Here is a 26,269-nt window from a genome sequence, read left to right as displayed (position 1 = left end):
TGTCGACGGGCTCGGTGGCGGGCCGGAACGACGAAAAACGGACCCTCCGTTTCCGGAGGGTCCGTCGCGTCCTGCGCGCACACGGCTTCGCTAGCGAAGCGCCTCCGGGGGCGGGGGCATCATTCGCATCATGGCGAGGGCGTCGGTGTGCTGCATGGGGTGCACGCTAGCACCAGGTGGAACCAGCTCCAGCACCTTTCCACATGGTGGACGTGACTTCCTGCTCCCCGCCCGGGCCGGCCGGAGCGTCGCCCGGACGGCCGTGCCGGACGGATCCCCGTGGGCGATGCCGTGCTCGCCCCGGATGCGGCGCGAGGAGCGCGCCCTGCGCTGCTGCTCGTACGTCTCCTCGTGCCCGTCCGGGGCGCCCTTCTCGAACGTGCGGTGCGATGGCGTCCCCACGCGTCCGCCGCTCTGGGCGCCGAGGCCCTGGCAGCCGGCCGGCGGTGCCTGGCAGCCGGCCTACGGTGGGGCGGTCAACTGCGAACCAGCAGGACGACAGGCCCGCGATCCGGCGATTGCCGACGGTCACCGCACGAGCCGCGCCACCACCACCCGGCCATGACCGGCCATCCCGGGCTCGACGTCTCACCGCCTGCCGCGCACGAGTTCGTCAGAAGGCGTAGCGCACCCGCAGCCACGGCGTCCGTTCCGCGATCATGCCGGTCAGCGCCTCGACGGCCTCGTGTTTGACCGGGGTGCGATAGCGGACGTTCAGCGCGCCGTTCTGCGACCTCTTGGGCTGCTGGAGGGCCGGCTGCCACAGGACGTCCTCGGCGCGCGGGTGCCAGCCGAGGTTGACCCCGTGCAGGTCCTCGTTGTGGGTGAGCATGATGATCTCCGCCGCGGCCTGTTCCTTCACCCGCCGCGGGAGCACGTCGTCCATCATCCGCAGCAGCTCGCCCCAGGCGTTCCGCCACCCGGGCCGGACGACCACCGGCGACAGGTTGAAGTGCACTTCGTACCCGGCGTCCAGGAAGTCGCCGGCGGCCTCCAGGCGGGCGGGAACGGGGCTGGTGCGGATGTCGAGGAGCCGGGAGTCGTCCGGCGGCATGAGGGAGAAGCGGATCCGGGTGCGCCCGCGGGGGGCGAGCCGCAGCAGGTCGGGGTTGACGAACTTGGTCGCGAAGGACGCCTTGGCGGTGGGCCAGCGACGGAAGGCGTGGACGAGGTCGGCGGTGTTGTCGCTGATCAGGTCGTCGACCGCGCAGTCTCCGTTCTCGCCGACGTCGTACACCCACGCCCGCTCGTCGCACTGGTTGGGTTCCTTCTTCGGTCCGGTCGCGGCGACGTGCCGGCCGATCGCGGCCAGGACCCGTTCGACGTTGGTGAAGACGGTGATGGGGTTGGCGAAGCCCTTGCGGCGCGGTACGTAGCAGTACGCGCAGGCCATGGCGCAGCCGTTGGACAGCCCGGGGGCGATCCAGTCGGCGGAGCGGCCGTTGGGGCGGACGGTGAGGGAGGAGCGCTCGCCGAGGACGAGCGTCTCCCGCTTCACCCGCACCCAGTGCTCGACGTTCCCCTCGTTGCCGTGCAGGTGCGGGATGCGCCAGTGGGAGCCGGTCTCGACGAGCCGGGCACCGGGGAACCGCGCGATGATCTGCCGCCCCCGCCAGGACGCCGCGGCGCCCGGTTCCGCGTGGATCTCCGCCACCCGCAGCAGCCGCGCGGCCTCGGGCCCGTCCCGGAACGCCCGCCCCTCGCGCGCCCCGGCCGGCGCGGACGCGGCGACGAGCTCCGCCACCCCGAACAGCCCTTCGGCCTCCCCGTCCGTCTCCTGAGGCCGCCCCATACCCGCTCCGCCGCCGATTCCGATTCCGATGTCTTCGCCCCAGTCTACGAGCCCCGCCCGTCACCCCTTCCGGTCGGACGAGGGCCACACGTACGGGAGATCGTCCGGTACGTCGGGGAAACGGCCCCGGTAGTGCGCCGGGTCCTTGCGCACCAGCGCCGAACGGTGACTGCGGTGAAACGCCGGGTTCCCCAGCCACGGCGGCAGCTCGCCCGCCCGTGCGAGCTCGGCCTGCTCGCGCACCGTGCCCGGGGGCCGCCAGGCGCGGTAGTCGTCCAGCAGGGTCACCGCGCAGGTGTCGGCCCACCCCTGCCCGGTCCACACGGCGCAGACGTCCAGCCCGTACCGCACCAGCGCCTCCTCGTACCCGGCCCACATCCGCACCGCCGGGTGCCGCCGCCACCCGTACGTCGGCACGGTCAGCCCCCGGAACACCTGCAGCGCCTCGACGCGCTGTTTCCCCAGGCGCTTCGGGTCCAGCACGGCGGCGGAGGCGGAGAAACTCTCGTACGGAAGGAAAGTCTGCATGCACACCTGCTCCCCGCCCCAGGGCCGCCTCCTCGACTCGATGAGCAGAAACCCCACATCTGCCCTAATTTGTGGGTGAATGTTCATCCCGGAAAGGAGTCGACCCATGGCGGACAAGGCCAAGGGCAAGATGGAGCAGGCCAAGGGCAAGGCCAAGGAGGCCGTCGGCAAGGCGACCGGCAACGAGCGGATGCGGGCCGAGGGCAAGACCGACCAGGCCAAGGGCAAGGCGCGAGAGGCCGCGGGCAAGGCGGAGGAACAGGCCAAGGGCGTCAAGGACTCCCTCCGAGGCCGCCGGAACCCCTGAAGGTCCTCCTTCGGGTTCGAGGCGCCCCGATGAGCGAACAGTCGGCCCGCTCGCCCCTTCCGCGGGGCGTGCGGGCCGCCGCATGTCCGCGGACAGCCCGCGGGTCCCCGGGCACACGGAGAGGACGGCAGCACTCGCGCGCCCGCAGGGCCTCCCGCCCGGCGGCAGCGCCCACGGAGAGAGAACCCCTCTCCTCCTCCCGGCCGGGGGAGACCCTCCGAAGGCCGGCCGGACGGCGACCTTCCCGCCGCGGCACCGTCCCGCGACCGGTGGCCAGTCCGCCCCGCCCCCTGGAAGTGACGGGGAGCATCAGTGACGTCCGGGCGACGCCCGGGGAGCGGAGGGCATCCGCCGCGTACCCGCATCGCTCGGCACGTGGTACGCGCCGGGCGTCGGCCCGCTCAGGACGCCGTGGTCACGGCCGGGGCGACGGCCTCGGGGCCGCCGCCGGTGCCCGGCTCCGTAACCCCGTCGGGGTCGTGGTGCGGCGGTTCCGACAACTGCTCGCGCACGTACCCCCACACCACCGCGATGAGCGCGGCGACGGGTACGGCGAGGAGGCTGCCGACGATGCCGGCCAGGCTGCCCCCGAGGGTGACGGCGAGCAGGACGACGGCGGCGTGCAGACCGAGCCCGCGGCTCTGGATGATGGGCTGGAAGACGTTTCCCTCCAGCTGCTGCACCACCACGATGACGGCGAGCACGATCAGGGCGTCGGTCAGGCCGTTGGAGACCAGGGCGATGAGCACGGCGACGAACCCGGCGAACAGCGCGCCGACGATCGGCACGAAGGCGCTGACGAAGGTGAGCACGGCGAGCGGCAGGACGAGGGGGACGTCCAGCACCCACAGGCCGATGCCGATGAGGACGGCGTCGAGGAGACCGACCGCCGCCTGGGAGCGGACGAAGGCGCCGAGGGTGTCCCAGCCGCGTTCGGCGATCGTGGTGGCGTCGGTGGCGAGGCGGCCGGGGAGCTGACGGGCGAGCCAGGGCAGGAAGCGCGGCCCGTCCTTGAGGAAGAAGAACATCAGGAAGAGCGCGAGCACGGCCGTGACGACGCCGTCGACGACCGTGCCGACGCCGGTGGCGAGCGTCGTCAGCATGGAGCCGACGCTGTTCTGGAGGCGGTCGGTGGCGGTGTCCAGGGTGCTGGTGATCTGGTCGTCGCCGATGTTCAGCGGCGGACCCGCTGCCCATTCGCGCAGGTGCTGGATGCCCTCGACGACCCCGTCGGTCAACTCGCCGGACTGCGAGGCGACCGGTACGGCGATGAGCGCGACGGCGCCGGCGGTGACGACGAGGAAGAGGACGGTGACCACCGAGGCGGCGAGTGCCGGCGGCCAGCCGCGGCGGCGCAGGAAGCGGGCGGAGGGCCAGGTCAGCGTGGTGATCAGCAGGCCGATGACGAGCGGCCACACGATCGACCACATCCGGCCGAGCAGCCAGATCACCACTGCGGTGCCCAAGAGGACCAGCAGCAGCTCCGCCGATATGCGGGCCGAGGCGCGCAGTGCGGCACGGGTTCTCGCAGGACTGAGAGAGGCAGACATGCCGATCACCCTAGAGCCGTCCGGGCGGCCCCTCCGCCCGCGCCCCGGTCCGCCACCGGCGGCGGAGCCCGCCCGAGCGCCGGCGGTGGACGGAGCCGCTGGGCGACCCGGAGGGCCGCGGCAGGCGAGACACCGAACAGCGGCGCCTGCTGCCGCACGGTGAGGTTGGTGCGGTCGTGCACGGCCACCGGTGTGGCTGCTGACCAGAGGAGACGGCCGCGACTCGGCCAAGCTGGAGGCGGCCGGTCCGCGTACGGCCCGGATCTTGGTCAGCCTCGTCGAGGGCACTCACTCGCGTACGGTGCGCGGCCCCCCGCACAAGCGGGGACCGGCTTCCGCCCCGCTCGGTGATCCATCGAGTCGCGGGGCGGGCCGGATCGCCAGGCGGGTGGGGCCCGCGGCCGGAGCGCGGGCCCCACCCACCACCTCGGGGGACCACGTTCACGGAGGGGCGACGCGGCGCTCCGCGGCAACCACCCTCAGTAGCTGTCGTAGCTGGGTCGGCCGGTCGGCCGATAGACACCGACCACGGTGCCGCCCTTCGTCGTCGAGACGCTGACCGGCTCCAGCGCCGTCGGGATCGCACCATCGGCGAACAGCCGCTTGCCCGTACCGATGATCACCGGGTGGATGGTCAGCCTGTACTCGTCGACCAGGCCGTGCCGCATGAGGGTCTGGGCGAGGTCGCCGCTGCCGACGACGTTGACGCTGCCGCCGTCGGACGCCTTCAGCGCCCGTACGGCATCGACGGTGTCGCCCTCCAGGAGCGTGGAGTTCTGCCACTGGACGGACGTCAGGGTCCGAGACGCCACGTACTTGTGCATGCTGTTCATCCGCTCGGTGAACGGGTTGTCAGGATCGGCCGTCGGCCAGTACGACGCGAAGATCTCGTACGTCTTGCGCCCGAGCAACATCGCGTCGGAGTGCTCGTACCAGCCGGCGACGGCCGCGCCGACCTCGTCGTCGTCCACCGGCTTCTGCCAGCCGCCGTGCCGGAAGCCGCTCTCCGCGTCCTCGTCCGGACCGCCCGGTGCCTGCATGACGCCGTCGAGCGTCAGGAACGTGCAGACGATGATCTCGCGCATGGTGTGCTCCCTTCCTCCACGGGTAGACCACACGACCGCCGGAAACTCATCGCGCCACTTCCGCGGTACAGCGCCACGGGGCCGCACCGCGACATCGGATCCGGTATCCGTGCGACATCGACCGTGACATCCGGACACGACATCCGAGACCCTGCAACTCGTGGGCAATCCCTCGTGGCGCAGTGAGGCCGGTGGCGGGCAGTTCGTCGGCCGCGGTCCGCAGGATGGGCCGGCGCGGCCGGAAATCCCACTCCCGCGGGTCACATCACGCCCTAGACTGCGACCGCTCCAAGACCTGGAGATCATCGGGAGGCGTGCAAGATGAGACGAGCACTGATCAGTGCATGCGCGGCCGCGGCGTTGGTGGTGTCCGGAGGGAGTGTCGCCACCGCTTCCGACAGTGCTCCGCCGCGCACCACGCACGGTCCTTGCCAGTACAGCCAGACCCCGGACGAGCCGCCGGCGCGCCGTGTTCCGCTGCCGCCCGACCCACGGCGCACCCCTGATCGCGGCACGGTCGACTTGGCCGTTCCGACCAGTCAGGGCCCGCTACCGCTGCGCTTGGACCGGGCCAAGGCGCCGTGCACGGTCCAGAGTTTCCTGCACCTGGCACGGCACGGTTTCTACGACCGCACGGTGTGCCACCGCCTGACGGCGTATCCGACGCTGAAGGTCCTGCAGTGCGGCGACCCGACCGGCACCGGTGAGGGCGGGCCCGGGTACAAGTACAAGGACGAACTGCCGGTGGACCTGCCGCCCGCAGCCACCGATCCCACGGGCGCGCGACGGCTCTACGGACGCGGCCTGCTGGCGATGGCCAACGCCGGCCCGAACACGAACGGCTCGCAGTTCTTCGTCGTCTACGGCGACTCCGCACTGCGACCGAACTACACGGTGTTCGGCACGGTCGGCCCCGCCGGTCTGGCGACACTCGACAAGGTCGCCGCCGGAGGCATCGAGCCGACCGCGGAGAACCCGGCACCGGTCGACGGCACACCCGCACTGCGGACCGAGCTGCTCCACGTCCGGCCGTCCTGCCGGCACTGACGCACCTCTGTCGCCGCGTCCACGACGAGCGTGCCCGGCGGCGTGGGGGGCGTGGCGACACTCGAAGACCCAGTGGGTCCCCCGGCCCTTCGCGGAGCCGGATCGGTCGCGTCGCCTTCGCGTCGCCTTCGCGTCGCCCGGGTCGACAGCGGGCCCGGGTCCCTGATCCGGTTCAGCTGCGTCTGCCCCTCGGTTCCGTGTCCGCCTCCGTGGTCCGCAAAGGGCCACGGAGGCGTGTCCTTGGTCCAGCGGTACCGGTTGCAGGGCGGGAACAGCATGGACGGGGGACAGGTCGGGTCCGCTGGCATCGGGGCCGGAGCAGCCGCCGAGCGGCAGGCGGCGGCGGGGGAGCGGCAGGCCGCTGCCGCCTGGGAGACCGGTCGGCAACAGGCGGCCGCCCACCTGGGACACGGGGCAGCTTCAGGCCGCGGCCCGGCTCGACCTGCCCCACCGGACGCTCACGGAACAGGCCGCCGGCTCAGGACCGTGCATCTCCGAGCCATCACGCACCAGCGTGTCAGCGCCGGACCGTTCTCATGCCTGGCAGTCGTCGTACGACTCCTGATCCCCGCGCCTTGTCCGGCGCGGGGATCACGGATTCCGGTGCCTGCCGGGCGGGGCTGCCCGGCTCTCGGCGGGGCCGGGTGGACCGGGTGAGGGCTCGCCCGCCTCCCGGATCGTCAAGATCCACGTCTCACATGTCCAAAATCCAGGGTCCAGACCCCTCGCGGGTACACCGATCGGCATGACACCACCGCTCCTTCAGAGCCTGCCGCGCCCCGACCGCCACCGCTCCGGCCGGCAGTCGGCGAGTCGACCGCCCGATGTTCCGTCAGGCGGCGTGGACGCCGGGCGTCGCGGCCGTCTCACCGCGCGTGCCTGCCCTTGGACGACTTCGGCTTCTTCTGCCGCGTCTCGCCCTTCCGGGGGCCCGGGCCGGCTGCTTCCGGTCCGGTCGCACGGCCACGTTGCCGCTGCGAGACGCCGGGAGCCGGCGGCTTCCCGCTGTCGACCGCAGCGCCCTCGGAGCCGACGGCCCGCCGGTCCCCGGTGTCCGAGGGGGACCGCTGCGCGGACGCGGAGACGGCTCCGGCTCCGGCCGGCGGAGCCGGCGAGGCGGTCGGAGCGGCCGGCTCCGTCGTGTCGGGCCGCGACGGAGCGGGCACGGCGTTCTCCGCCTCGGCGGGCGGCCCGCCCACCGAACCGGCCAGTCCGACGCCGAGGACGGCCAGTGCCGCACCGGCGGTCACCAGGATCCGACCGGCCCGGCGCGAGGCGGGCCGGTCGGAGGAGGATCGTGCGGGCACCTGCTCGCCGTGTGCAGGGACGGCGGCCCCGACACCGGCGGCCCCCACTGCCGCGCCCGCCCCGTTCGACCTCAGCGTGTCCGGATCCCGCTCGCCGGCGCCGTCCTCGCCCTTCATGGGCGAAGCCGCGAGCACGGAGCATCCCGTGGGCGGCTCGGCCGCTCCCGCGAGATCCTCCGATGCCAAGGCGGCCAAGGCGCGCCCACAGGCCCGGGCGTCCGGTCGGCGGCTCTCGTCCGCGGCGGTCATGGCTTCCAGCACTTCGGCGAGGGCCGGTGGTATGCCGGGCGGAATGACCGGGGGACGGCTCAGACGGGCGATCGCAGCCTCCAGCGGCGCCCCGTCGTACTCCAGTTCACCCTTGATCGACTCCATGAGCACCAGTCCCAGGCTGTAGACGTCCGCTGCCGGCCCGGCGCCCCGGCCCAGCACCTGCTCCGGGGCCATGTACGCGGCGGTGCCCACCAGGGCGCCCGTCGCGGTCTGAGCCGGGGTGCCGAGCAGCCGGGAGATGCCGAAGTCCGTCAGGCGGGGGACGCCCGCCTCGTCCAGCAGGATGTTCGCGGGCTTGACGTCGCGGTGGACGACTCCGGCCTCGTGCACATGGGCCAGCGCCCGGGACAGCGCGGCTCCGATGCGGCACGCCTCGGCGGGCGCCAGCGCGGCCGCCGCGATCCGCCGGCGCAGCGTCGTGCCCCTGACCAGTTCCATCACCAGGTAGGGCGTTCCGTCGTCCCGGCCGCAGTCGTACACGGTGATCAGACCGGGGTGCTGCAGCTGGGCCAGCAGCCGGCCCTCGCCGTCGAACCGCTCCTCCGTGTCGGCGGCACCGTCCGGGCGGAACACCTTCACGGCGACCGGTCGCCGCAGGCGCAGGTCCATGCCCCCGTACACGTCGGCGGCGCCGCCGCGGCCCAGCAGGTCGTCGAGCCGGTAGCGTCCGGCCACCACGTGGGCGGTGAGCCGAAGGTCCGGTCGGATCGGCCACGAGCGGACTTTCATCACTGCGCTCCCTGCGTCCTGTCGTTGCCTGCCCTCGTCCGCCCGCCCACGCGTGCGCTGCCGATGGCCCGGCGACCGCGTGGTTGCGAGCGCCGTGTGCACGTGTGCCCCCTCAGCCGCCGGGCATCCCCCGGTCCCGCACACGGTCTCGTGGAAGGAGAGACGGACGCCACCAGGAGCGCTGCTCGTGCTGCTCCGGCGCGGTGGGTCGCCCACGCCGTCCACCGGCTGGTGGCGGACCGGCGGCACCGGATGCCGGGTGGTACGGCGGCGTGCGCGGCGCCGTACCGCAGTGACCGAGGGTGACCGGAGTCGGGATGGCTTGCGCCGAAGGGGGTAGGTGAGGACGGCACACGACCATCGCGTCTGCGAAGGAGACGAACATGACCGACGACGCCTACCTGTTCCTCGTGGACGACCCGGCAACCCCGCTGGGCGCCTCCGCCACCGCTGTGGGGGACCTGGCGTGCCTGGAGACGCCCGCCGTACGGGCCTGGCTCGACGCGCACGGTGTCACCGCCGCCTCCCCGGACGTTCGGCTGCTGCCGCCGGAGGAGACGGGTGCCATCCCCCACGGAGCGGAGAAGCTGCCCGTCCCGTTGAGCGACGAGGAGCTGAACCAGCTGCGCCACGCGCTGACGCCGGGCGCCCTCGCCCGCGTGGAGGAAGAGCTGCTGGCCTACCGCGACTGCGCGGGCGAGCGGGACGCCCTGCTGGCGCGGGCCGTGGCCGCCGGGATTCCGCCGCACCGCATCGTCGAGCTCACCGGTGAGGACGCCCGGACCGTGGCATCGGCGGCGGCGCGGGGGCAGGGCGGCCCGTCGGATCCCGGTCCGCGACAGCAGTGAGGGGGAGACATGACGACCGAGGAGACGCGTACGAGGCTCCGACAGGTGGAGGACCGGCTCGGCGAGCGCACCCCGGCACCCATCGAGGGACAGACCCGCATCCCCCTCCCCCGGCCCACCCGGGCGGACGACGAGGACGAGAAGGCGTGAAGGCCGGACTCGGAGGAGCGGGACCCCGTCGGCTTCGGGGACGTGCCGGAACCGGTCGGGCCACACCCGCGAGACCGGCGTACGACTTTGACGCGGGGTCGGGCGGGCGGCAGCTGGACGGATGCCGCGTACGCACGCCTCCATGCCGCCGTCGAAGCCTCCTCCGACCGCAGGGAGGGAATCCGCGAGCGCTGCTGTGCCGATGGCTCACCGCGTGAGAGCCGACGCGTCCGTCTCCTGGTGTGCGATCGGTGCGAGACGCTCGTTCCGGAGCACGGCCGTCCCTCACCGGTACTGCGGGAGGAGGAAGGGGACAGGGACGCACGGCCTCCGTGGACGGTTGTGCGCTGTGGTGCCAGCCCCTGTGCACAGGGGGGCAACCCGGCCGGTTCGGCCGCTCGTAGCTTGCAGGGGTGCCGGGTCGCGACACGCGACGGGCGCGACACCGACAGCTCCGAAGGGACCCCTCATGTTCGACATCGCCACGGTGCAGGCCGCTCCGAGCGAGGACCTGCTCACGCCCGACAACGCGGTCATGCTCTTCGTGGACCACCAGCCGCAGATGTTCTTCGGCACCGGCAGCGGCGACCGGGCCGCGATCATCAACAGCACCGTCGGTCTCGCCAAGGCGGGCCGGGCCTTCGGCGTGCCGGCCGTCCTCACCACGGTCGCCGCCGAGTCCTTCTCCGGACCCCTGCTGCCCCAGCTCGCCGAGGTCTTCCCCGAGAACGAGATCATCGACCGCACCACCATGAACGCCTGGGAGGACGAGGCACTCGTCGCGGCGGTCAGGGCGACCGGACGCAAGAAGATCATCCTGTCGGGCCTGTGGACCGAGGTCTGCCTGGTGCTGCCCGCCCTCTCCGCCCTCGGGCAGGGATACGAGGTGTACGTCGTCGCCGACGCCTCCGGCGGCGTCACCCCGGCCGCCCACGAGCACGCCCTGCAGCGCATGATCGCCGCCGGCGCCGTCCCGGTGACCTGGGTGCAGGTTCTCCTGGAGCTGCAGCGCGACTGGGCGCGCCAGGAGACGTACGGCGCGGTCATGGAGATCGTCAAGGCACACGCCGGCGCGTACGGCCTGGGTGTCGTGTACGCGCAGGCCGTCATCGGCGCGCACGCGGCCGGCTGAGCTCCGTGGACACCGGCATTCTGACCCTGCGTCTGCTGGTGGGCCTGCTCGTCGCCGGCCACGGTGTGCAGAAGGTCAGCTCACACCTGGGCGGCAGCGGACTCGAGGGCGGGACCGAGGAGTTCCGCGCCGACGGCTTCCGCGGTGGTGTCCTCACCGCCCTGGCGGCGGGCGGCGGCCAGATCGGATCCGGTCTGCTGCTCGCCGCCGGCCTGCTCACCCCGCTCGCCGCGACCGGGACCATCGGAGTCATGACGGTGGCGCTCACCGTGAAGTGGCACAACGGCCTGTGGGTGCAGCACGACGGGTACGAGTACCCGCTCGTCCTCATCGGCACCGCCGCCGCCCTCGCCGCCACCGGTCCCGGCGCCTGGTCCCTCGACGCGGCCCTCGGCCTCACGCCGTACCCCGCCTGGTGGGCCGCCCTCGTCCTCGTGGCCGGTCTCGGTTCCGGCCTGCTCGCCCGGCTCGTCCTGCACCGTCCCGCCGCCCCGGCGACCGCCGGGAGCTGAGCGCCCGGCGCGACCACTCGGACCGGGCCCGGCCGCCCGCGTACCCCCGACCGGGCGGCCGGTCCCCTCCCCCCCTTCTTCCCCGACAGGAGCACTCGATGGACACCCTCACCACCTCGCACGGAGGCGGTCAGCCGCTGCTGCATCAGAAGGGCCCCGAGACACAGGCGTTCGGCACGCTCAAGCAGCTGCCGATCGGTCTCGGCCATGACACCCGCATGTACGCCTGTCAGCGGCTCAACCGCGTCCTCGCCGATACCCAGATCCTCTACTCCCTCTACAAGAAGCACCATTGGCTCATGCGCGGGGCGACCTTCTACTCGCTGCACCTGATGCTGGACAAGCACGCGGAGGCCCAGCTGGCCATCGTGGACGCGCTGGCCGAGCGGGTCCAGAGCCTCGGCGGCGTCGCCGTCGGGGACCCGCGCCACGTCGCGGAACTGACGGCGATTCCCCGTCCGCCGGACGGTGTGGAGCCGGTGCCCGTGATGCTGTCGAGGCTGCTCGACGCGCACGAGCGGATCCTGATCGACGCCCGTGACGCCGCCGCCCGGCTCTCCGGGGAAGGTGACGAGGGCAGCACAGACCTGCTCGTCTCCGAAGTCGTCCGCACCGGCGAGGCCCAGGTCTGGTTCCTCGCCGAACACCTCGTGGACACCCCTCTGGTACGCGGCTGACGGACACGTACGACGTCGTCGTGATCGGCGGCCGGCCGGGCGGCCAGGCCGTATCGAGATCGACAGCCGGTTCGCGGGTCAGGGCCCGGGCGGGCTGCTCGCCCGCGGCGCCCTCGACGACCTACGGGTCCGCGGGCTGCACGTCCTGCCGTACCGTCCGTTCATCCGGGGACGGATCGGCAGGCACCCCGAGTGCACCGGTCTGGTGCCCGAGGCACACCGCGCCCGCTTCGGACTCCGGCCTCGACCGCGCCGTGGCGCTCCGCTTCGACCTGAAGCGGAGCGCCACGGCCGTTGGCGTGCCGATATGACCGAGGTCGAGGGCGAGAGGATGCCGCGTGCCTTCTCGAACCGGGGGAGCAGCCGGGTCGTGCACCCTGGCGAACGGCGGACGACCGCATCCGCAGGAAGGCCGCAGAAGTGCCCCGGCCGGCCGGGAGGAGTCGGTGTCGGTCGTCGCGGCCCGCCGGGCGGGAACAGAACGCTGCGTCCGCCCGGAAGACCGACCTGCTCGCCCGTCCGTACCTGTCGGCCGGGCAGCGGGCCGCTCCCGTCCCACGGCGGAACCACCGTCAGGAACCGGTACCCCGCGAACACTGCACTCACGGGCAAGACCCAGTGCGTAACACGGCAAGAGAGGCCGATTCCCCGGCCGTAGCGTGACGGACATCCGCACCGCACAGAGGCGCGGACCAGCCGACACCACACCGAGGAGACGTTCATGCCGTACATCACCGTGGGCCAGGAGAACACCAGCCCGATCGAGCTGTACTACGAGGACCAGGGCACCGGCTGGCCGGTCGTCCTCATCCACGGCTTCCCGCTCGACGGCCACTCCTGGGAGCGGCAGACCGCCGCGCTGCTCGCCGCCGGACACCGAGTCGTCACGTACGACCGCCGCGGCTTCGGGCAGTCCTCCCAGCCGACCACCGGCTACGACTACGACACCTTCGCAGCCGACCTGAACACCGTGCTGGAGACCCTCGACCTGAACGACGCCACCCTCGTCGGCTTCTCGATGGGCACGGGCGAGGTCGCCCGTTACGTCGCCACGTACGGCTCGGGCCGCGTCGCCAAGGTCGCCTTCCTGGCCTCCCTGGAGCCCTGCCTGCTCAAGAGCGACGACAACCCGGACGGCGTCGCCCCGAAGGAGTTCTTCGACGGAGTCGTCGCCGCCGTCAAGGCCGACCGCTACGCCTACTACACGGCCTTCTTCAACGACTTCTACAACCTCGACGAGAACCTGGGCACCCGCATCAGCGAGGAGGCCCTCCGCAACAGCTGGGACACCGCGGCCCGGGGCGGCTCCTTCGCCGCGTCCGCCGCACCGGCGACCTGGTACACCGACTTCCGCGCCGACATCCCCGCCGTCGACGTGCCGGCCCTGATCCTGCACGGCACCGCCGACCGCATCCTGCCGGCCGAGGGCACCGCGCGCCCCTTCCACAAGGCGCTTCCTTCGGCCGACTACGTCGAGATCGAGGGCGCTCCGCACGGCCTGCTGTGGACCCACGCCGAGGAGGTCAACACCGCCCTCCTCGCCTTCCTGGCGAAGTGACGCCACACCACTGACCCGCCGGGGTGGCGCACGTGTCCCGGCGCCCCCCGGCTCTCCGGGCCCCCGACGCGGGAACCGTACGAGCTCAGAGAGCGGCCCCCCGTGCAGTTTCGCCCATCTCCGTGCCGTCGTCGTGCCCACCGCGGTATTCGCGGCCTCCGCGGACCGGGGCTCGGGTGGGGACGAGCACACCGGCGGCCTGCCCGGCCGCGTCCGCCGGGCGGCCGCCGAGCTCGCCGCGCTCATGCAGGCGCGCCCGCATGGAACCGGGCCCGAGGACGACGTCGGCGACCTCGAACAGCGGCTCGCCTACCTGCGCTTCGACCGAGACGCCGCCGACATCCCACGGTGCGCGGCGCAGCGCCGCGCACATCCCATCTCAAGGAGAAAACCCCATGACCGAACAGCCCGTGCTCGAGCCCGCCGCGCAGGCGTTCGCCGAAGCCACCGCGCAGCCGCCGTACCTCTACCAGATGCCCGTATCCGAGGGCCGCAAGGCGGTGGACGACGTGCAGAGCGGTGAGGGCGTCCCGCTGCCCGCCGTCGACGAGGAGTGGGTGACCGTGCACGGTGGTCCGACCGGCGACGTCCGGGCCCGGATCATCCGCCCGCACGGCAGCACCGGCATCCTCCCCGTCGTCCTCTACCTGCACGGCGCCGGGTGGGTGTTCGGCAACGCCCACACCCACGACCGGCTCGTCCGTGAACTCGCCGTCGGCACGGGGGCGGCCGTGGTCTTCCCCGAGTACGACCTGTCGCCCGAGGCCCGCTATCCCGTCGCCATCGAGCAGAACTACGCGACCGCCCAGTGGATCGCCCGCGAGGGCCTGCACAAGGACCTCGACGGCAGCCGGATCGCCGTCGCCGGCGACTCCGTCGGCGGCAACATGACCGCCGCCCTCACCCTCATGGCCAAGCAGCGCGGCGACGTGACGTTCGTCCAGCAGGTCCTCTTCTACCCGGTGACCGACGCGAACTTCGACAACGCGTCCTACGGGCAGTTCGCGACCGGCTACTTCCTGCGCCGCGAGGCCATGGAGTGGTTCTGGAACCAGTACACGACCGACGAGTCCGAGCGCGCACAGATCACCGCCTCCCCGCTGCGCGCCACCCCCGACCAGCTGGCGGGCCTCCCGCCGGCGCTGGTGATCACCGCCGAGGCGGACGTCCTGCGCGACGAGGGGGAGGCGTACGCGGCGAAGCTCCGGGCCGCCGGCGTCCCCGTCGTGGCCCTGCGCGTCCAGGGCGTCATCCACGACTTCGTGATGCTGAACGCCCTGCGTGAGACCCAGGGCGCCGAACTCGCCATCGGCATCGCCACCGACACCCTCCGCAAGGCCCTCGCATGACCGGGCCCTCGACCAGCATGCCGGTGGCGGGCCTCGTGCCCGCCCCGCGGCGGGAACCTGAGCACGCCGACCTCCTCGTGCGCAACGCCAGAGTGTTCACCGGCGACCCCCACCGTCCGCACGCCCGCGCCGTCGCCATCCGCGACGGCCGGGTGGCGTCCCTCGGTGACGACCACGAGCTGGGGTCCCTCGTCGGCCCGGGAACCAGGGTCGTCGACGCCCTCGGCCGCCGCGTGGTCCCCGGCCTCAACGACTCGCACCTGCACGTCATCCGGGGCGGCCTGAACTACGTGCTGGAGCTGCGCTGGGACGGTGTGCGCAGTCTCCGGCAGGCGCTGGCGATGCTGCGAGAGCAGGCCGGCCGGACCCCGAAGGGCCAGTGGGTCCGGGTCGTCGGCGGCTGGACCGCCGAGCAGTTCGCCGAGCGCCGGATGCCCACCGTCGCCGAGCTGAACGCGGCCGCGCCCGACACGCCGGTCTTCGTCCTGCACCTCTACCAGTCGGCACTGATGAACCGGGCGGCCGTCCACGCCGCCGGATTCACCCGTGACACCCCCGACCCGCGCGGTGGGCAGATCGTCCGCGGCCGCAACGGCGAGCCGAACGGAGTCCTGCTCGCGGCGCCCGGCGCACTCGTTCTCTACTCGACCTTGGCGGCGGCGCCCGCTCTGGACGCCGCCGACAAGCGCATCTCGACCCGGCACTTCCTGCGCGAGCTGAACCGCTTCGGGCTGACCTCGGCGGTCGACGCCGCCGGCGGTTTCCAGAACTTCCCCGACGACTACGGCACCGTCGCCGACCTGGCGGCGGACGGGGAACTCTCGCTGCGGATCGCCTACCACCTCTTCCCGCAGACGGCCGGGCAGGAACTCGCCGACCTGAGGCGCTGGACCGAGACGGTCAAGCCCGGCGACGGCGACGCGTGGCTCCGGCTCAACGGCGCGGGCGAGAACCTGACCTGGGCGGCCGCCGACTTCGAGAACTTCTCGGAGCCACGGCCCGAACTCGCGGCGGGCTACGAGGCGGAGTTCGAGCAGGCCGTTCGCACCCTGGTCGAGAACGGCTGGGGCTTCCGGCTGCACGCCACCTACGACGAGACCATCCGCCGCGACCTGGCCGTGTTCGAGAAGCTCGCGGCCGAGGGACTCTTCCCCGGCGGCGGACGCTGGCTGTTCGACCACGCCGAGACCGTCTCGGCCGGCAGCCTGGACCGGATCGCGGCCCTCGGCGGCGCGGTGTCCGTCCAGAACCGCATGTCATTCCAGGGCCTCGCGTTCCGTGACCGGTACGGATCCGAGGCCGCCGCCCACACCCCGCCGGTCCGGGCCATGCTCGACCGCGGTCTCACCGTCGCCGCGGGCACGGACGCGACGCGGGTGTCCTCCTACAACCCGTGGGTGGCGCTGCACTGGCTCGTCACCGGCAGGACCGTCGGCGGCACTCCGCTCCGTGGGCCCGCGAACCTGCTCGGCAGAGACACCGCGCTCGGCCTCTACACCCGCGGCGGGGCACGGCTCACCGGGGAAGAAGACGTCAAGGGCATGCTGCGGGAGGGGTACTACGGGGACCTCGCGGTCCTCTCGGACGACTACTTCACCGTGCCCGACCACGTGATCCCCGACATCGAGGCCGTCCTGACCGTCGTCGACGGCCGGATCGTGTACGCCTCCGCCGAGTACGAGGGCCTTGACGAGGCGCTGCCCCCGATCGCACCGGAGTGGTCGCCGGTGACCCGCTTCGGCGGCTACCAGGCGGGCGGCGCACGGCAGGCCGCGCTGGTGGCGGAGGCCGCCGCCGAGTCCGCGGAGCACCGACGGTGGCGTGCGGCGCAAGGGGCGGGCCCCGGCACGCCGCCGTCGCTCGTCGACCCCTGCTTCACCCACTGATCCCCGGAGGAACCCGTATGAACACCGACCCCGGCCCCGACCCCGGCCCCGGCCCCGGCCCCGGCCCCGACCCCGGTCCCGAATCCGCCCCGGCGGTCGGCGGTCGCCGCTTCGAGCCCGACCTGCGGTCCATGACCCGGATCACCCTCCGGCCCATCGCCTCGCCCATGCCGCTGGGCTTCTTCACGATCGCCATCGCGTCCGTGATGACGGGCTGCCTCCAGCTCGGCGTCTTCGACGAGACGGCCCGCGGCGCGGTCGCCTTCACCGTGCTGCCGGCCTTCGTCCTCCAACTCCTGGTGAGTCACCTGGCCTTCGGAGCGCGCGACGTGATCGCGGCGACCCTGATGGCGGTGTTCGCCGGCAGCTGGCTGCCGTACGCGCTCGTCATGCTCACCGAGGCTCCCGACGGCCTCGAGGTGCTCGGCGTGTTCAACCTGGCGCTGCTCTGCTTCGGGACGCTGATGATCGCCGTGACCCGGCCCAAGCGGGCGCTGTGGCTGGTCCTCGTGGTCTCCGCTCCCCGCTGGGCGGCCACGGGCCTCGCGGGAATCACGGGCGCCGAATGGCTGACGCGCACGTCGGGTGCCCTCGGCCTCGTGGTGGCGCTGGTGGCGACGTACGCGGCGTTCGCCCTGATGCTGGAGGACATGCGCAGCGAGGAGGTCCTGCCCATCGGCCGCAGCGGACCCGCCCACCTGGCGGTGGAGGGCGACCTGTCCGTCCAGCTGCGCAATCTGGAGCGCCAGGCGGGTGTTCGCCGGACGCTCTGACCGGGCCGGTCGGCGCCCCTCCTCTGCGCTCCGCTCCGGCGGCGGGTCCCGTGGTGATGTGGCACTGTGCCACGACGACGAGCCCCGCCGCCGGGAGCGACACCGGGACGGCGGGATCGGCCCACGCTGGGAGCGACCGCCTTACGTCACTCTTCCGTCGGCGTACCGTCGACGTCACCACGGTGTGCTCCGGATCGACCCTGGAGTTGCCATTCACGGGGCGTCGTACCGTAGGCCGCGCGAAAGACCCGGCTGAAATGACTGGGACTCACAAAACCCCAGCGCTGGGCGATTGCAGCCACCCCCGCCTGCGCGGCCCTGGGCCGGAGGAGTTCCCGGCGGCACCGTTCAAGTCGCTGCGTCCGGATCCACCCGCCCACGGTCAGGTCCTCGAGCTGGAACAGTCTGTGCAGGTAGCGCACCGACATGAAATGCGCTTCGGCGATCGTGGACGGTGACAGGCCGGGATCACCGAGGTTGCGCAGGATGTGTTCCTTCACGCGCTCGAGAGAGGCGGAGGCGACGTGCGCGCCCTCGGAAGCAGCGCGTCCGCGGCGCTCGTCGATGAGCATCACCATCAGATCGAGTGCGGTGGCGGCGGCCCGGCGGCCGACGCCCTCGTCGAACCCCTCGGCTTCACGCGCCACGCGCGCAAGATAGGTCGCCACCAGCGCGGCGCTGCCCTCCTCGCCGGTGAAGGTGGTGGCGGTCAACGCCTGCAGATCCTCGTCCCGCACGTGAAGTTCTTCGCGAGGGAAATGAAACGAGGTGAACGCGAATTCTTCGTCGAGTCCGATCCTGAACAGGCGGGACGAGTCACTGATGGAGAATTCGCCCGGCCCTATGACGGTTTCCCGCCCGTCCTGCTCCTTCGTCGCGGTGCCCCGCTGCTGGAGGCTGACGATCAGGGACGGGCGGTCGTCGCGCGAGATGTGGCGCTTGGTGCGCCTCACCACCTGTGGTCCCGCCTGGACGCGGGAGATGTGCAGGGTGCCGAGCCGGCTGCTGACGATCGTTCCGGGCGACGGCTTGCTCTCCAGCAGATTCACGTCCATCGGCATGAAGGTGCCGGAGACCACCTCGTGCCAGCGCTCCGCCCGGTCGGCAGCCGTCAGCGGCTCGGTGGAGAGAACAATGGGCACGGACTTCCTCCTGGAACGGGCGCTCGGTCGAAGATCCGTGCGGGAGTCGTTTGCCTACGCTGCCGGAGCGAACTCCGCTGGTCGGAGGCCGGACTGCGGATCGGATCCGGTTGTGCCCCAGCCTGCCGAGGGACCGGCGCAGGCGCATCAGTCAGTCGACTGGTCCGTACGTCGCGCCCGGCGGCGGTCACACCGGGCCGAGGCGAGCGGCCTTCGTCCGGAGGCGCCGCCCCGTCTCCATGACAGGCGCGTCGGGTGTCACCGCGCAAGCGTCGGTCTTCGACCACCGCTGCGGAGCACCGCACCGGGCGCGTGCAGAAGGTCTCAGCGGGTACGGACGATCGGGCACCCTTTCCGCCCTGTGACGGTCTCGGCGGAAAGGGCCTCCATTCCTGGCCTCGGTGAGGCATGAGTATGATTTATCTTCTGGACGGGGCCGGGAGCGCAGTGCGTTTCGGACGCTGCCGGAAGAGGGATCCACACCATGAACGAGCTGATAGGGCCTACCCGCGTGCCCGTTTCCCGACTGCCGTCGACCGGGGCACACCGTGGGCACTAGGCAGAGCACCATGAGCCGGCAGGGGCCCGGAGACGGGCTCGCGGGCCGTGAATCGGAGGTCGGCCGGATCCTGGACGCGATCGAGCAGGGTCGCGGCACCTCGCGGGCCCTGCTCGTCACGGGCGAGGCGGGGAGCGGCAAGACGTCATTGCTGGAGGTCGCTGCCGAGCACGCGCGGGTGACCGGAGCGCACGTACTGAGGGCTCAAGGTTTCGACGGTGAGTCGGAGCAGTCGTTCGCGGCCCTCCACCAGTTGCTGCTTCCACTCGTTCCGGGTGCCGCCGATCTCCCCGGCCACCTGCGGGAGGTTCTGGAGACCGCGTTCGGCCTCGCCCCGATCACCAGGCCCGCAGAGCCGATGCTGCTGCGCGTCGCCGTCCTCACGCTGCTGGTCGAGGCCTCGCGCCGTCGACCCGTCGTGATGCTCGGCGATGACGTCCAGCTCTTCGACCGGGACTCCCTCGACGTCCTGGGCTTCGTGCTCCGCCGTTTCGCGGACGAGCCGGTGACGGTGCTCCTCGCAGCCAGGGGACTGACGCCTCCGGACCCCGCCGTCGCACACCTGCCCCTCCTCACACTGGGACCGCTGACGGTCCAGGCCGCGGCCCGCCTGCTGGACGCCCAGCCCGATTCCCCCACCGGCAGGGCCCGGAGGGAGGTTCTGGACCAGGCTGAAGGCAATCCTCTGGCCATCATCGAACTGTGCCGTGCCGTGCGGTCGGGCAGCCCCCTCGGCCAGGCCGACGGCGCTCTGCCCCGGACCCGGCGGATCCAGGAGATGTTCGCCGCCCAGTTGCGCGCGCTGCCGACCACCACCCAGCGGATGGTGCTCTACGCGGCGGCCTCCTCGGACCAGGAGGACCTGCAGACCATCATGTCCGCTGCGGGAGTGGACGCGGACCTGTCCGTATGGGCGCCCGCAGAGGACGCCGGGCTGATCACGATCGCGGGCCGCCAGGTGGGTTTCCGGCACCCGCTCGTGCGCGCGGGCGCCTACCAGGGGGCCCCGCGCACGAGCGGCAGCGGGCGCACGTCGACCTCGCGGCCGTGCACCAGGACGATCCGGCGCGCCAAGCCTGGCACCTGGCCGCGGCCTGCATCGGCCAGGACGAATCCGTGGCGGCGACGCTGGAGGACACCGCCGAACTCGTCGAACAGCGTGGCGGGTTCTACGCGGCCGCACGGGCGCTCGAACGATCCGCCGAGTGCAGTCCCGCCCCGGAGGACCGGGCACGCCGATACGCCAAGGCACTGAGAGCCGCCAACAACGCGGGCGACACCTTCTGGGTACGCGAGCTCCACGCCAAGGTCACCGCACTGACCGAGGACCGCGACCTGCTCGGCGTCGCGGCGAACGGGGCCGGTCTGGCTCTTTCCATGTCCGGTCATCAGCGGGAAGCGTTCCAGCTCCTGATGGGCTCCCTGGAACCAGACCTGCCGCAGGACGCCAGGACGACGCTCGCGGTGACCGCCGTGATCGGCGCGGTCGCCTTCCAGTCAGGCCTGCCCGAGGTCAGGCGCCCTCTGGTTCCCCTCCTCGACGCCATCGAGACCAGTGCTGTCGGTACGCCCTATTCCGAGCTGGTCGCGGACGAAGCCGTCAACGCCCTGCGGGCCGTCATCCTTTGCGAAGCGGATCCGGTCAGGAACGCCCCGGCCCTGCTGAGCCGGACCCGGCGGCCGAGCTTGCTGGAGCCGCTGACGGGCATTGCAGAAATGATCCGACTGCAGACGCTGGGCGCGGTCGCCTGGTGGGCCGACGAGTCCGAGCTGTGCGTGGACACTTTCCGGCGGGCGTTCGCCATGCTCCGCTCGTACGGAGCCATCGGAACGGGCGCGATCGCCCTGTCGGCCATGTGCTCCGCCCTGATCGACGTCGGACGGTGGGCAGAGGCGGACGAGCTGCTGGACGAGGCGGCGACCCTGGCGGCCGTCCAGAAGATGAAGCACATCGAGGTCGACATCGAAGCCCTCCGCGTGACGCTCCAAGCCCTGCGAGGCAGCTCCACCGACGCCGGGATCGTGACGGACCCCGCCTGGACGGCGGTCAACCTGGAGGAAAACACCGCCACCCACGCACGGTTGCTGCGCGCCGCAGGCACCGTCGCCGCGGCAGCGGGCGACTACGACGGGGCGCTGCGCCACTTCCGGCGGCTGTTTCACCAGGACGGCACTCCCCTGCACTACTTCCTCTCCCACGGGTCCATCGCCGACCTCGCCGCCGTCGCCCGGCGGACCGGACGGCAGGCGGAGATCGAGCCCGTCGTCAGGGCGGTGCGCAAGGCGCTGGGATCGCATACGACGACCCGGATGACACTGCTCCTGCACCACGCCACCGCGCTGGTCGGCGACCCCACGCAGGCTGAGCACCACTTCCGCCTGGCCCTGGTCAACCCGGCCGGCGACCAGTGGCCGCTCGCCCGTGCGCAGGCCCGGCTGCACTACGCCCAGTGGCTGCGCCGACGCCGGCGCCCGCTGGACGCCCGCCCGATCCTGGCCTCGGCCATGGAGGCATTCTCGGGGCTCGGTGCCTCCGCCCTGGCCGACGAGGCGCGCGCCGAGCTTCGGGCGAGCGGCGTCGCCGCTCCGTCCGACCGGCCCGATCCGCTGTCGGAACTGACCGCCCAGCAGCAGCACATCGTACGGCTGGCGGCGCAGGGCCTGGGCAACAAGGAGATCGGGGAGAAGCTCCAGCTGTCCGCCCGCACGATCGGCTCACATCTCTACCAGGTGTATCCGAAGCTCGGCGTCAGCAGCCGCCACCAACTCCGCGACGTCCTCGGTGTCCTGTGACCGAAGGCATGCAGACCGGCGGACGAAGTTCCGATCGCTACGAGGAATGAGAGGTGGGGCGCGTGGAGTACGAGCCCGTCACCGACGGAGCCGGTCCCGAGCGCCCGGCCGTGGTCCTCGACCCCGTCGTCCAAAAACTGGTCGACGCCTCGGCGGACCCGCCGTACCTGCATCAGCTCGGCCCGGTCGACGCCCGGGAAGCACTCCTGGAAGCCCAGGGGCACCTGTTCGACGACTTCGCGGTGGACACCGAGTTCTGGACTGCGCCCGTCGGCCCCTCCGGACTGGTCGGCTTCTGGACCTTCCGCCCCGCAGCGCGGAGCGGCCCCCTCCCCTGGGTCCTCTACGTACACGGGGGCAGGTGGATGCTCGGTGACGCGCAGACCCACACGCGGATGATCTGTGAACTCGTGACCGCCACCGACGCCGTGTTCGTGGTTCCCGAGTACACACGCACTCCCGAGGCCCGGTACCCGGTGGCACTCGAAGAGCTGTACGCCGTATTGACCTGGCTGACCGACAACGCCCCGGACTTCGCACTGGAGGGTCGGAGGCTGGCGGTGGCCGGCGACTGCGCGGGCGCCACCATGGCCACGGCGCTCACCCTCATGGCCAAGCAACGCGGCGGCCCTCGCCTGCGCGCACAACTGCTCTACTACCCGACGACCGCCCCGCACTGCGACACCGCCTCGCGGAAACACTTCCGGTCCGGCTACCTCCTCACCGCCAAGGCCCTGGACTGGTACTGGCAGCAGTACACGGACGACGATCGAGAACTCGCCGAAGCCACGGCCTCCCCGCTGCTGGCGACAACCGCCGAGCTCGCGGGCCTGCCCCCCGCCCTGGTCGTCACGGCCGAGGCCGACGTCGTCCGGGACGAGGCGGAACAGTACGCGCGCCGGCTACGGCAAGCAGGAGTGGCCGTGGCCGCCGTCCGCTACCTCGGAACCGTCCACGACTTCGCGTCGCTCAACGCCCTTCGCGACAGTCCGCCCACCAAGGCCGCCGTCCGCCAAGGCGGCGCCTTCCTCAAGGCCGCTCTCACCGCTGGGCGGTGAGAGCGCGGAACGGAACCGCCCCGGCACCCGGTGGCGCTCCGGAACCGGGTGCCGGGGGATTTCCGGTCCAGCAGCTCGACCTGGCGCTCTGGAAGAACCCGATCCCCTTCGGGGAGCAGTTGCAAGGAACGTTCTTGGTCTGCTGGTGGTACGGGAAGCGCAGGCTGTCCGACCAGCTGAGACGCCCGATTGCGGGGCGGCCGATCGGCGTCGCGGTCCGGCAGAGCGAAGCGGGGATCGTCCGGAGGTTCCGGCTCCGCCCGGCCGTCCGTCGGGTCAGTCCGTCACGCGGACCGCGCGGGCCGGGCGGATGGCGGCTGCTCGGCGGGCCGGGCCCAGCGTGGCCAGGAGCGATGCGGCGAAGGTGGCCGCGCTCAGTGCGCCGATGCCGGCCCACTCGACGGGGAAGCCTCCTGCGAGGCCCTCGAACGCGGCGCTGTTCCGGTACATGAGCCATGTCGTCAGCACGCCCAGCAGGCAGCCGAGGGCGATTCCCTCGACCGCGACGAAGGCGCTCTCCCAGAGGAAGGACCGCCGGACGGTCCGGGCCCGGAAGCCGAGGGCGCGCAGGACGCCGATGGTGCGCCTGCGTTCGCGTACCGCGCGGACCATGACGACGCCGAGCCCGGTGATGCCGACTCCCAGCCCCAGGGCGAGGAAGCCCTGCATGAGGCGGAAGAAGGCCGTGCTGGAGTCGAACTGCTCGCGGATCTCCGACTCGATGGGCGTGGCGACCAGACTGGACGAGAGCTGCTCGCCCTGCAGTCGGGTCGCCAGTTCGTCGGCGGAGGTCCCGGGAGCGGTCCTCACCAGTGCGGAGGCGTTCTGCGCCTGTGTGCCGAAGAGCTCGCGCGCCGCGCCCTCGTTCATCACCACGGGGTACGTGGTGGAGCTCGCGCCGGTGCCGGGGTAGAAGACCATCCCGTTGCTGAGCACACCGGCGATGACCTTCTGTTCGCTGCGTCCGGTGCGTGGGTCGGTGACGACGATGGTGTCCCCGGGGTCGTAGTAGTCGCCGGCCGGGCCGCCCGTGCTGCCGAAGAACCCGTCGAGGACGACGTAGCGGGGATCGGCGGCGAGCGTCTCCCATACCGCGGGGTCGGTCGCGAGCCCGGGCAGCCGTTCCCGGAAGGTGATGCCCGTGATCGCGCCGTCCGGCACGCCGACGACCGCGACGTCCAGGGGCCGGGGATCGCGGTGCCCGGGATCGGTGGCCCGGCCGGTGGCGTTCAGCAGGGGAGTGACGGCCGAGATCCCGTACGAAGAAGGGCTGTTCCGCAGCTCGTCGACCAGGTCGCCGCCCGCCACCTGGGGGTTGTGGTCGAGCCGGAGCGAGTATCCGGCCGTGGCGTCGTCGACGACTCCGTCGACACCCGCGCGCAGGATCCCGGAGATCTCCGTGAGCAGGACGAGCACGAACACGATCAGGGTGTACATCACGAGTGTCGCGCCTGTCCGGAAGCGTTTCGCCAGCGGGTAGGCGACGGCGAGCCGTGCGGCCAGACCCGACTCGGACGGCCGCTCGAGGAGCCGCCGTACGGGGCGGAGGACCCACTTCTGGTTGTCGCTGACGAGGATCACCGCGGAGAACGCCGCGAGCGCGCCCTGGATGACGTAGACGGACATCGACGGCGTGTCGAAGATCCGGGGGCGCACCACGGGAGCCAGGAGGGTCCAGGCGAGAACCGCGCCCGCGACGAGGGTGGTGACGGCGTGTCGCGGCAGGACGAGCAGCAGGGCCGGGGCGGCGAGGGTGAGGGCGAGCGCCGGCAGGAGGTAGGTCGCCTCCGGCCGGCTGCGCGCCACCGCCGGGACGGCCGCGACCGCGCACAGGACGGCCAGGGAGGTCGCGACCGCCACCCGTCGGCGGCGCGGTCCCCGGCCGGGTGAGGAGGGGAGGTCGCGGATGGCGGAGATGATGTTGAACCTGCTGATGCGGACGCTGGTCGCCAGGATCGCGGCGAAGGCGATGAGCAGTCCCATGGCGAGCCCGTTGAGGACGCTCGTGGGCGTGACGTCGAAGGTGATACGGATGCTGCTGCCGCCGACCGACCAACCCTGGAAGATCTCCGCGGCCACCACGGCGACGCCCCAGCCGACGGCGATCCCGACGCCGACGCCCGGCAGCGCGGACATCAGGGCGTAGGCGGCCCCTTCGAGGGTGGAGGACCCTACCAGCCGCGAGCGTTTCATGCCGATCGCCCGCACCATGCCCATCTGGGCCTTCCGCTCCTCGCCGAGCATCACGAAGATGTTCACCAGGAGCAGGGCGCCCGCGATGATGCTGAAGCTGCCGATCATCAGGAACAGTGCGCCGAGCGAGTCCCCGGCCTGTTTCGCGTCCCGCAGTACCGTCTGCTTCGGGGTGTCGATCGCCGCCTGTCCGGCCAGGGGGCCCAAGGCGTCATGGATGTCGGCGGTGACCTGAGGGGTCAGGGCGTTTCCGCCTTCGACGCCGCCCCGGTTCGAGACGAAGGTGACCGAGCGGGCTTCCGTGCCCGCCGCGCGCGCGGCGGCGTCCAGGGTCCCCGGAGCCAGGAACGCGTTGCGGTTCAGGCGCCCTCCGAGACCTGTCCCGGCGAGGCCCTGCTCCGGCAGCACGCGTTCGACCCGGTAGGTGCCGGGCGTCCCGAACAGGTACAGGGTGATCGAGTCTCCGGGGCGTACGTCCAGGGACCGGGCCAGCGGTTCGTTGACCACGACCTGTCCCGGCTCGGGGTTCGGCCCGTCGAGACCCGGGTCGCCGCCCGGTGCGCCGAAGCGGGAGGCGTCGGCGAAGTCCACCTGCCAGGCGAGGACGCGCGGTTCGGCGACCGGGTGGCCCGCGGTGGAGCCGAGGGCGGACGCCTGCGCGGCCCGGACGGTCAGCACTCCGTCGACATCCGGGTCGCCGGCCAGGGTCGCCAGCCGCTCCGCGACGGCGTCTCCGGCCGGGCCGGGCGGGGCGACGACGCGCTCGTCCACCGGGCCCAGGGTCCGGTACGCCTCCTGCCGCACGGAGAAGTCGAGGGTGTCGCCGACGACCAGCGCCCCGATCACGATGGCCGTGCCGAGCATCGATCCGCCGATCACCAGCGCGGCCTCGGTGCGTCGCCGGGCCACCTGCCGGAAGGCCAGCCTGCGGGACACCGGTTGCCGGACGGCGATCAGGACGAGGGCGGCGAGGGCGAGCGCCAGTGCGACGAGCAGGGGGAGGAGCAGGTTCGGGTACATG

General features: G+C 72.3%; 24 protein-coding genes. 15 read left to right on the top strand and 9 right to left on the bottom strand.

What is annotated here, in order from left to right; all coding sequences use genetic code 11:
• Positions 1 to 90: 90 nt before the first annotated feature.
• The 3 genes from IE326_RS40845 to IE326_RS21365 form a co-directional block, all read right to left on the bottom strand.
• A complete protein-coding gene (locus tag IE326_RS40845) occupies positions 91 to 402 on the bottom strand; it encodes a hypothetical protein (RefSeq protein ID WP_229915548.1) in 312 nt (103 codons plus the stop codon).
• A 211-nt stretch (positions 403 to 613) separates the two neighbouring features.
• Positions 614 to 1,792: a spore photoproduct lyase family protein gene (locus tag IE326_RS21370; RefSeq protein ID WP_190042650.1), complete on the bottom strand. Its 1,179-nt coding sequence runs from the start codon at positions 1,790 to 1,792 to the stop codon at positions 614 to 616.
• A gap of 60 nt (positions 1,793 to 1,852) precedes the next feature.
• Complete coding sequence (locus IE326_RS21365; RefSeq protein WP_190042649.1) at positions 1,853 to 2,320, bottom strand: MSMEG_6728 family protein; 468 nt, start codon at positions 2,318 to 2,320, stop codon at positions 1,853 to 1,855.
• Between the two features lie 106 nt (positions 2,321 to 2,426).
• On the opposite strand from IE326_RS21365, the gene IE326_RS21360 reads away from it, so the two are divergent.
• Positions 2,427 to 2,627: a CsbD family protein gene (locus IE326_RS21360; protein ID WP_190042648.1), complete on the top strand. Its 201-nt coding sequence runs from the start codon at positions 2,427 to 2,429 to the stop codon at positions 2,625 to 2,627.
• 401 nt (positions 2,628 to 3,028) lie between these two features.
• Here IE326_RS21360 and IE326_RS21355 read toward each other — a convergent pair whose 3' ends face one another.
• Both IE326_RS21355 and IE326_RS21350 read right to left on the bottom strand, forming a co-directional pair.
• Positions 3,029 to 4,177, bottom strand: coding sequence for an AI-2E family transporter (locus IE326_RS21355; protein WP_190042647.1), 1,149 nt, complete (start codon positions 4,175 to 4,177; stop codon positions 3,029 to 3,031).
• A 479-nt stretch (positions 4,178 to 4,656) separates the two neighbouring features.
• On the bottom strand, positions 4,657 to 5,262 hold the full coding sequence (locus IE326_RS21350) for a dihydrofolate reductase family protein (protein WP_190042646.1): 606 nt from the start codon (positions 5,260 to 5,262) through the stop codon (positions 4,657 to 4,659).
• A 321-nt stretch (positions 5,263 to 5,583) separates the two neighbouring features.
• Between IE326_RS21350 and IE326_RS21345 the strand changes: the two genes are divergently transcribed.
• Entirely contained in the window at positions 5,584 to 6,309 is a 726-nt protein-coding gene (locus IE326_RS21345; RefSeq protein WP_190042645.1) for a peptidylprolyl isomerase, read from the top strand.
• Positions 6,310 to 7,175: 866 nt separating this feature from the next.
• Here the strand turns inward: IE326_RS21345 and IE326_RS21340 are convergent.
• A complete protein-coding gene (locus IE326_RS21340) occupies positions 7,176 to 8,618 on the bottom strand; it encodes a serine/threonine-protein kinase (protein ID WP_190042644.1) in 1,443 nt (480 codons plus the stop codon).
• A gap of 383 nt (positions 8,619 to 9,001) precedes the next feature.
• Between IE326_RS21340 and IE326_RS21335 the strand changes: the two genes are divergently transcribed.
• The 7 genes from IE326_RS21335 (at position 9,002) to IE326_RS21310 (ending at position 13,495) form a co-directional block, all read left to right on the top strand.
• Positions 9,002 to 9,466, top strand: a complete 465-nt coding sequence (locus tag IE326_RS21335) for a DUF6003 family protein (RefSeq protein WP_150226353.1) — start codon at positions 9,002 to 9,004, stop codon at positions 9,464 to 9,466.
• A gap of 9 nt (positions 9,467 to 9,475) precedes the next feature.
• Complete coding sequence (locus IE326_RS21330; RefSeq protein ID WP_170313751.1) at positions 9,476 to 9,616, top strand: hypothetical protein; 141 nt, start codon at positions 9,476 to 9,478, stop codon at positions 9,614 to 9,616.
• Between the two features lie 469 nt (positions 9,617 to 10,085).
• Positions 10,086 to 10,748, top strand: coding sequence for a hydrolase (locus IE326_RS21325; protein ID WP_190042643.1), 663 nt, complete (start codon positions 10,086 to 10,088; stop codon positions 10,746 to 10,748).
• 5 nt (positions 10,749 to 10,753) lie between these two features.
• Complete coding sequence (locus IE326_RS21320) at positions 10,754 to 11,260, top strand: DoxX family membrane protein (RefSeq protein WP_190042642.1); 507 nt, start codon at positions 10,754 to 10,756, stop codon at positions 11,258 to 11,260.
• 98 nt (positions 11,261 to 11,358) lie between these two features.
• On the top strand, positions 11,359 to 11,937 hold the full coding sequence (locus IE326_RS21315) for a Dps family protein (protein WP_150226350.1): 579 nt from the start codon (positions 11,359 to 11,361) through the stop codon (positions 11,935 to 11,937).
• Complete coding sequence (locus IE326_RS41890) at positions 11,828 to 12,595, top strand: GNAT family N-acetyltransferase (RefSeq protein WP_373310245.1); 768 nt, start codon at positions 11,828 to 11,830, stop codon at positions 12,593 to 12,595. Before IE326_RS21315 ends, IE326_RS41890 begins: the two co-directional genes overlap by 110 nt.
• Before the next feature lie 63 nt (positions 12,596 to 12,658).
• The gene (locus tag IE326_RS21310) at positions 12,659 to 13,495 is read left to right on the top strand and encodes an alpha/beta fold hydrolase (RefSeq protein WP_190042641.1); all 837 of its coding nucleotides are present in this window, start codon (positions 12,659 to 12,661) and stop codon (positions 13,493 to 13,495) included.
• Positions 13,496 to 13,580: 85 nt separating this feature from the next.
• On the opposite strand, the gene IE326_RS41885 is transcribed toward IE326_RS21310, so the two are convergent.
• A complete protein-coding gene (locus tag IE326_RS41885; protein WP_190042640.1) occupies positions 13,581 to 13,868 on the bottom strand; it encodes a hypothetical protein in 288 nt (95 codons plus the stop codon).
• A 22-nt stretch (positions 13,869 to 13,890) separates the two neighbouring features.
• On the opposite strand from IE326_RS41885, the gene IE326_RS21300 reads away from it, so the two are divergent.
• The 3 genes from IE326_RS21300 to IE326_RS21290 are packed head-to-tail and all read left to right on the top strand — an operon-like array spanning position 13,891 to position 17,503.
• Positions 13,891 to 14,844 (top strand): alpha/beta hydrolase, encoded by a 954-nt coding sequence (locus tag IE326_RS21300; protein ID WP_190042639.1) that lies wholly within the window; start codon positions 13,891 to 13,893, stop codon positions 14,842 to 14,844.
• Positions 14,841 to 16,730: an amidohydrolase gene (locus IE326_RS21295; protein ID WP_190042638.1), complete on the top strand. Its 1,890-nt coding sequence runs from the start codon at positions 14,841 to 14,843 to the stop codon at positions 16,728 to 16,730. Before IE326_RS21300 ends, IE326_RS21295 begins: the two co-directional genes overlap by 4 nt.
• 17 nt (positions 16,731 to 16,747) lie before the next feature.
• Complete coding sequence (locus IE326_RS21290) at positions 16,748 to 17,503, top strand: GPR1/FUN34/YaaH family transporter (RefSeq protein WP_190042637.1); 756 nt, start codon at positions 16,748 to 16,750, stop codon at positions 17,501 to 17,503.
• Positions 17,504 to 17,649: 146 nt separating this feature from the next.
• On the opposite strand, the gene IE326_RS21285 is transcribed toward IE326_RS21290, so the two are convergent.
• On the bottom strand, positions 17,650 to 18,645 hold the full coding sequence (locus IE326_RS21285; protein WP_190042636.1) for an AraC-like ligand-binding domain-containing protein: 996 nt from the start codon (positions 18,643 to 18,645) through the stop codon (positions 17,650 to 17,652).
• Positions 18,646 to 19,214: 569 nt separating this feature from the next.
• Between IE326_RS21285 and IE326_RS40825 the strand changes: the two genes are divergently transcribed.
• The 3 genes from IE326_RS40825 to IE326_RS21275 all read left to right on the top strand — a co-directional run bounded on the left by IE326_RS40825 (position 19,215) and on the right by IE326_RS21275 (position 23,055).
• Positions 19,215 to 20,459, top strand: coding sequence for an AAA family ATPase (locus tag IE326_RS40825; protein ID WP_229915547.1), 1,245 nt, complete (start codon positions 19,215 to 19,217; stop codon positions 20,457 to 20,459).
• Positions 20,460 to 20,581: 122 nt separating this feature from the next.
• Positions 20,582 to 21,997, top strand: coding sequence for a helix-turn-helix transcriptional regulator (locus IE326_RS41710; protein WP_308440342.1), 1,416 nt, complete (start codon positions 20,582 to 20,584; stop codon positions 21,995 to 21,997).
• 62 nt (positions 21,998 to 22,059) lie between these two features.
• Entirely contained in the window at positions 22,060 to 23,055 is a 996-nt protein-coding gene (locus tag IE326_RS21275) for an alpha/beta hydrolase (protein WP_229915546.1), read from the top strand.
• Between the two features lie 276 nt (positions 23,056 to 23,331).
• Here IE326_RS21275 and IE326_RS21270 read toward each other — a convergent pair whose 3' ends face one another.
• Complete coding sequence (locus IE326_RS21270) at positions 23,332 to 26,268, bottom strand: ABC transporter permease (protein WP_190042635.1); 2,937 nt, start codon at positions 26,266 to 26,268, stop codon at positions 23,332 to 23,334.
• Position 26,269: the final 1 nt, after the last annotated feature.

The organism is Streptomyces filamentosus (genome assembly GCF_014654895.1).
GTDB lineage: Bacteria > Actinomycetota > Actinomycetes > Streptomycetales > Streptomycetaceae > Streptomyces > Streptomyces filamentosus.
Note: the sequence above shows the minus strand (reverse complement) of the source record. Positions and strands in the feature narration are given on the sequence as shown.

Excerpts from the sequence above, each read along its gene's own strand:
- IE326_RS21370 (WP_190042650.1), bottom strand. The coding sequence starts at position 1,792 with ATGGGGCGGCCTCAGGAGACGGACGGGGAGGCCGAAGGGCTGTTCGGG.
- IE326_RS21365 (WP_190042649.1), bottom strand. The coding sequence starts at position 2,320 with ATGCAGACTTTCCTTCCGTACGAGAGTTTCTCCGCCTCCGCCGCCGTG.
- IE326_RS21360 (WP_190042648.1), top strand. The coding sequence starts at position 2,427 with ATGGCGGACAAGGCCAAGGGCAAGATGGAGCAGGCCAAGGGCAAGGCC.
- IE326_RS21355 (WP_190042647.1), bottom strand. The coding sequence starts at position 4,177 with ATGTCTGCCTCTCTCAGTCCTGCGAGAACCCGTGCCGCACTGCGCGCC.
- IE326_RS21350 (WP_190042646.1), bottom strand. The coding sequence starts at position 5,262 with ATGCGCGAGATCATCGTCTGCACGTTCCTGACGCTCGACGGCGTCATG.
- IE326_RS21345 (WP_190042645.1), top strand. The coding sequence starts at position 5,584 with ATGAGACGAGCACTGATCAGTGCATGCGCGGCCGCGGCGTTGGTGGTG.
- IE326_RS21340 (WP_190042644.1), bottom strand. The coding sequence starts at position 8,618 with ATGAAAGTCCGCTCGTGGCCGATCCGACCGGACCTTCGGCTCACCGCC.
- IE326_RS21335 (WP_150226353.1), top strand. The coding sequence starts at position 9,002 with ATGACCGACGACGCCTACCTGTTCCTCGTGGACGACCCGGCAACCCCG.
- IE326_RS21330 (WP_170313751.1), top strand. The coding sequence starts at position 9,476 with ATGACGACCGAGGAGACGCGTACGAGGCTCCGACAGGTGGAGGACCGG.
- IE326_RS21325 (WP_190042643.1), top strand. The coding sequence starts at position 10,086 with ATGTTCGACATCGCCACGGTGCAGGCCGCTCCGAGCGAGGACCTGCTC.
- IE326_RS21315 (WP_150226350.1), top strand. The coding sequence starts at position 11,359 with ATGGACACCCTCACCACCTCGCACGGAGGCGGTCAGCCGCTGCTGCAT.
- IE326_RS21310 (WP_190042641.1), top strand. The coding sequence starts at position 12,659 with ATGCCGTACATCACCGTGGGCCAGGAGAACACCAGCCCGATCGAGCTG.
- IE326_RS41885 (WP_190042640.1), bottom strand. The coding sequence starts at position 13,868 with ATGTGCGCGGCGCTGCGCCGCGCACCGTGGGATGTCGGCGGCGTCTCG.
- IE326_RS21300 (WP_190042639.1), top strand. The coding sequence starts at position 13,891 with ATGACCGAACAGCCCGTGCTCGAGCCCGCCGCGCAGGCGTTCGCCGAA.
- IE326_RS21295 (WP_190042638.1), top strand. The coding sequence starts at position 14,841 with ATGACCGGGCCCTCGACCAGCATGCCGGTGGCGGGCCTCGTGCCCGCC.
- IE326_RS21290 (WP_190042637.1), top strand. The coding sequence starts at position 16,748 with ATGAACACCGACCCCGGCCCCGACCCCGGCCCCGGCCCCGGCCCCGGC.
- IE326_RS40825 (WP_229915547.1), top strand. The coding sequence starts at position 19,215 with ATGAGCCGGCAGGGGCCCGGAGACGGGCTCGCGGGCCGTGAATCGGAG.
- IE326_RS41710 (WP_308440342.1), top strand. The coding sequence starts at position 20,582 with ATGTCCGGTCATCAGCGGGAAGCGTTCCAGCTCCTGATGGGCTCCCTG.
- IE326_RS21270 (WP_190042635.1), bottom strand. The coding sequence starts at position 26,268 with ATGTACCCGAACCTGCTCCTCCCCCTGCTCGTCGCACTGGCGCTCGCC.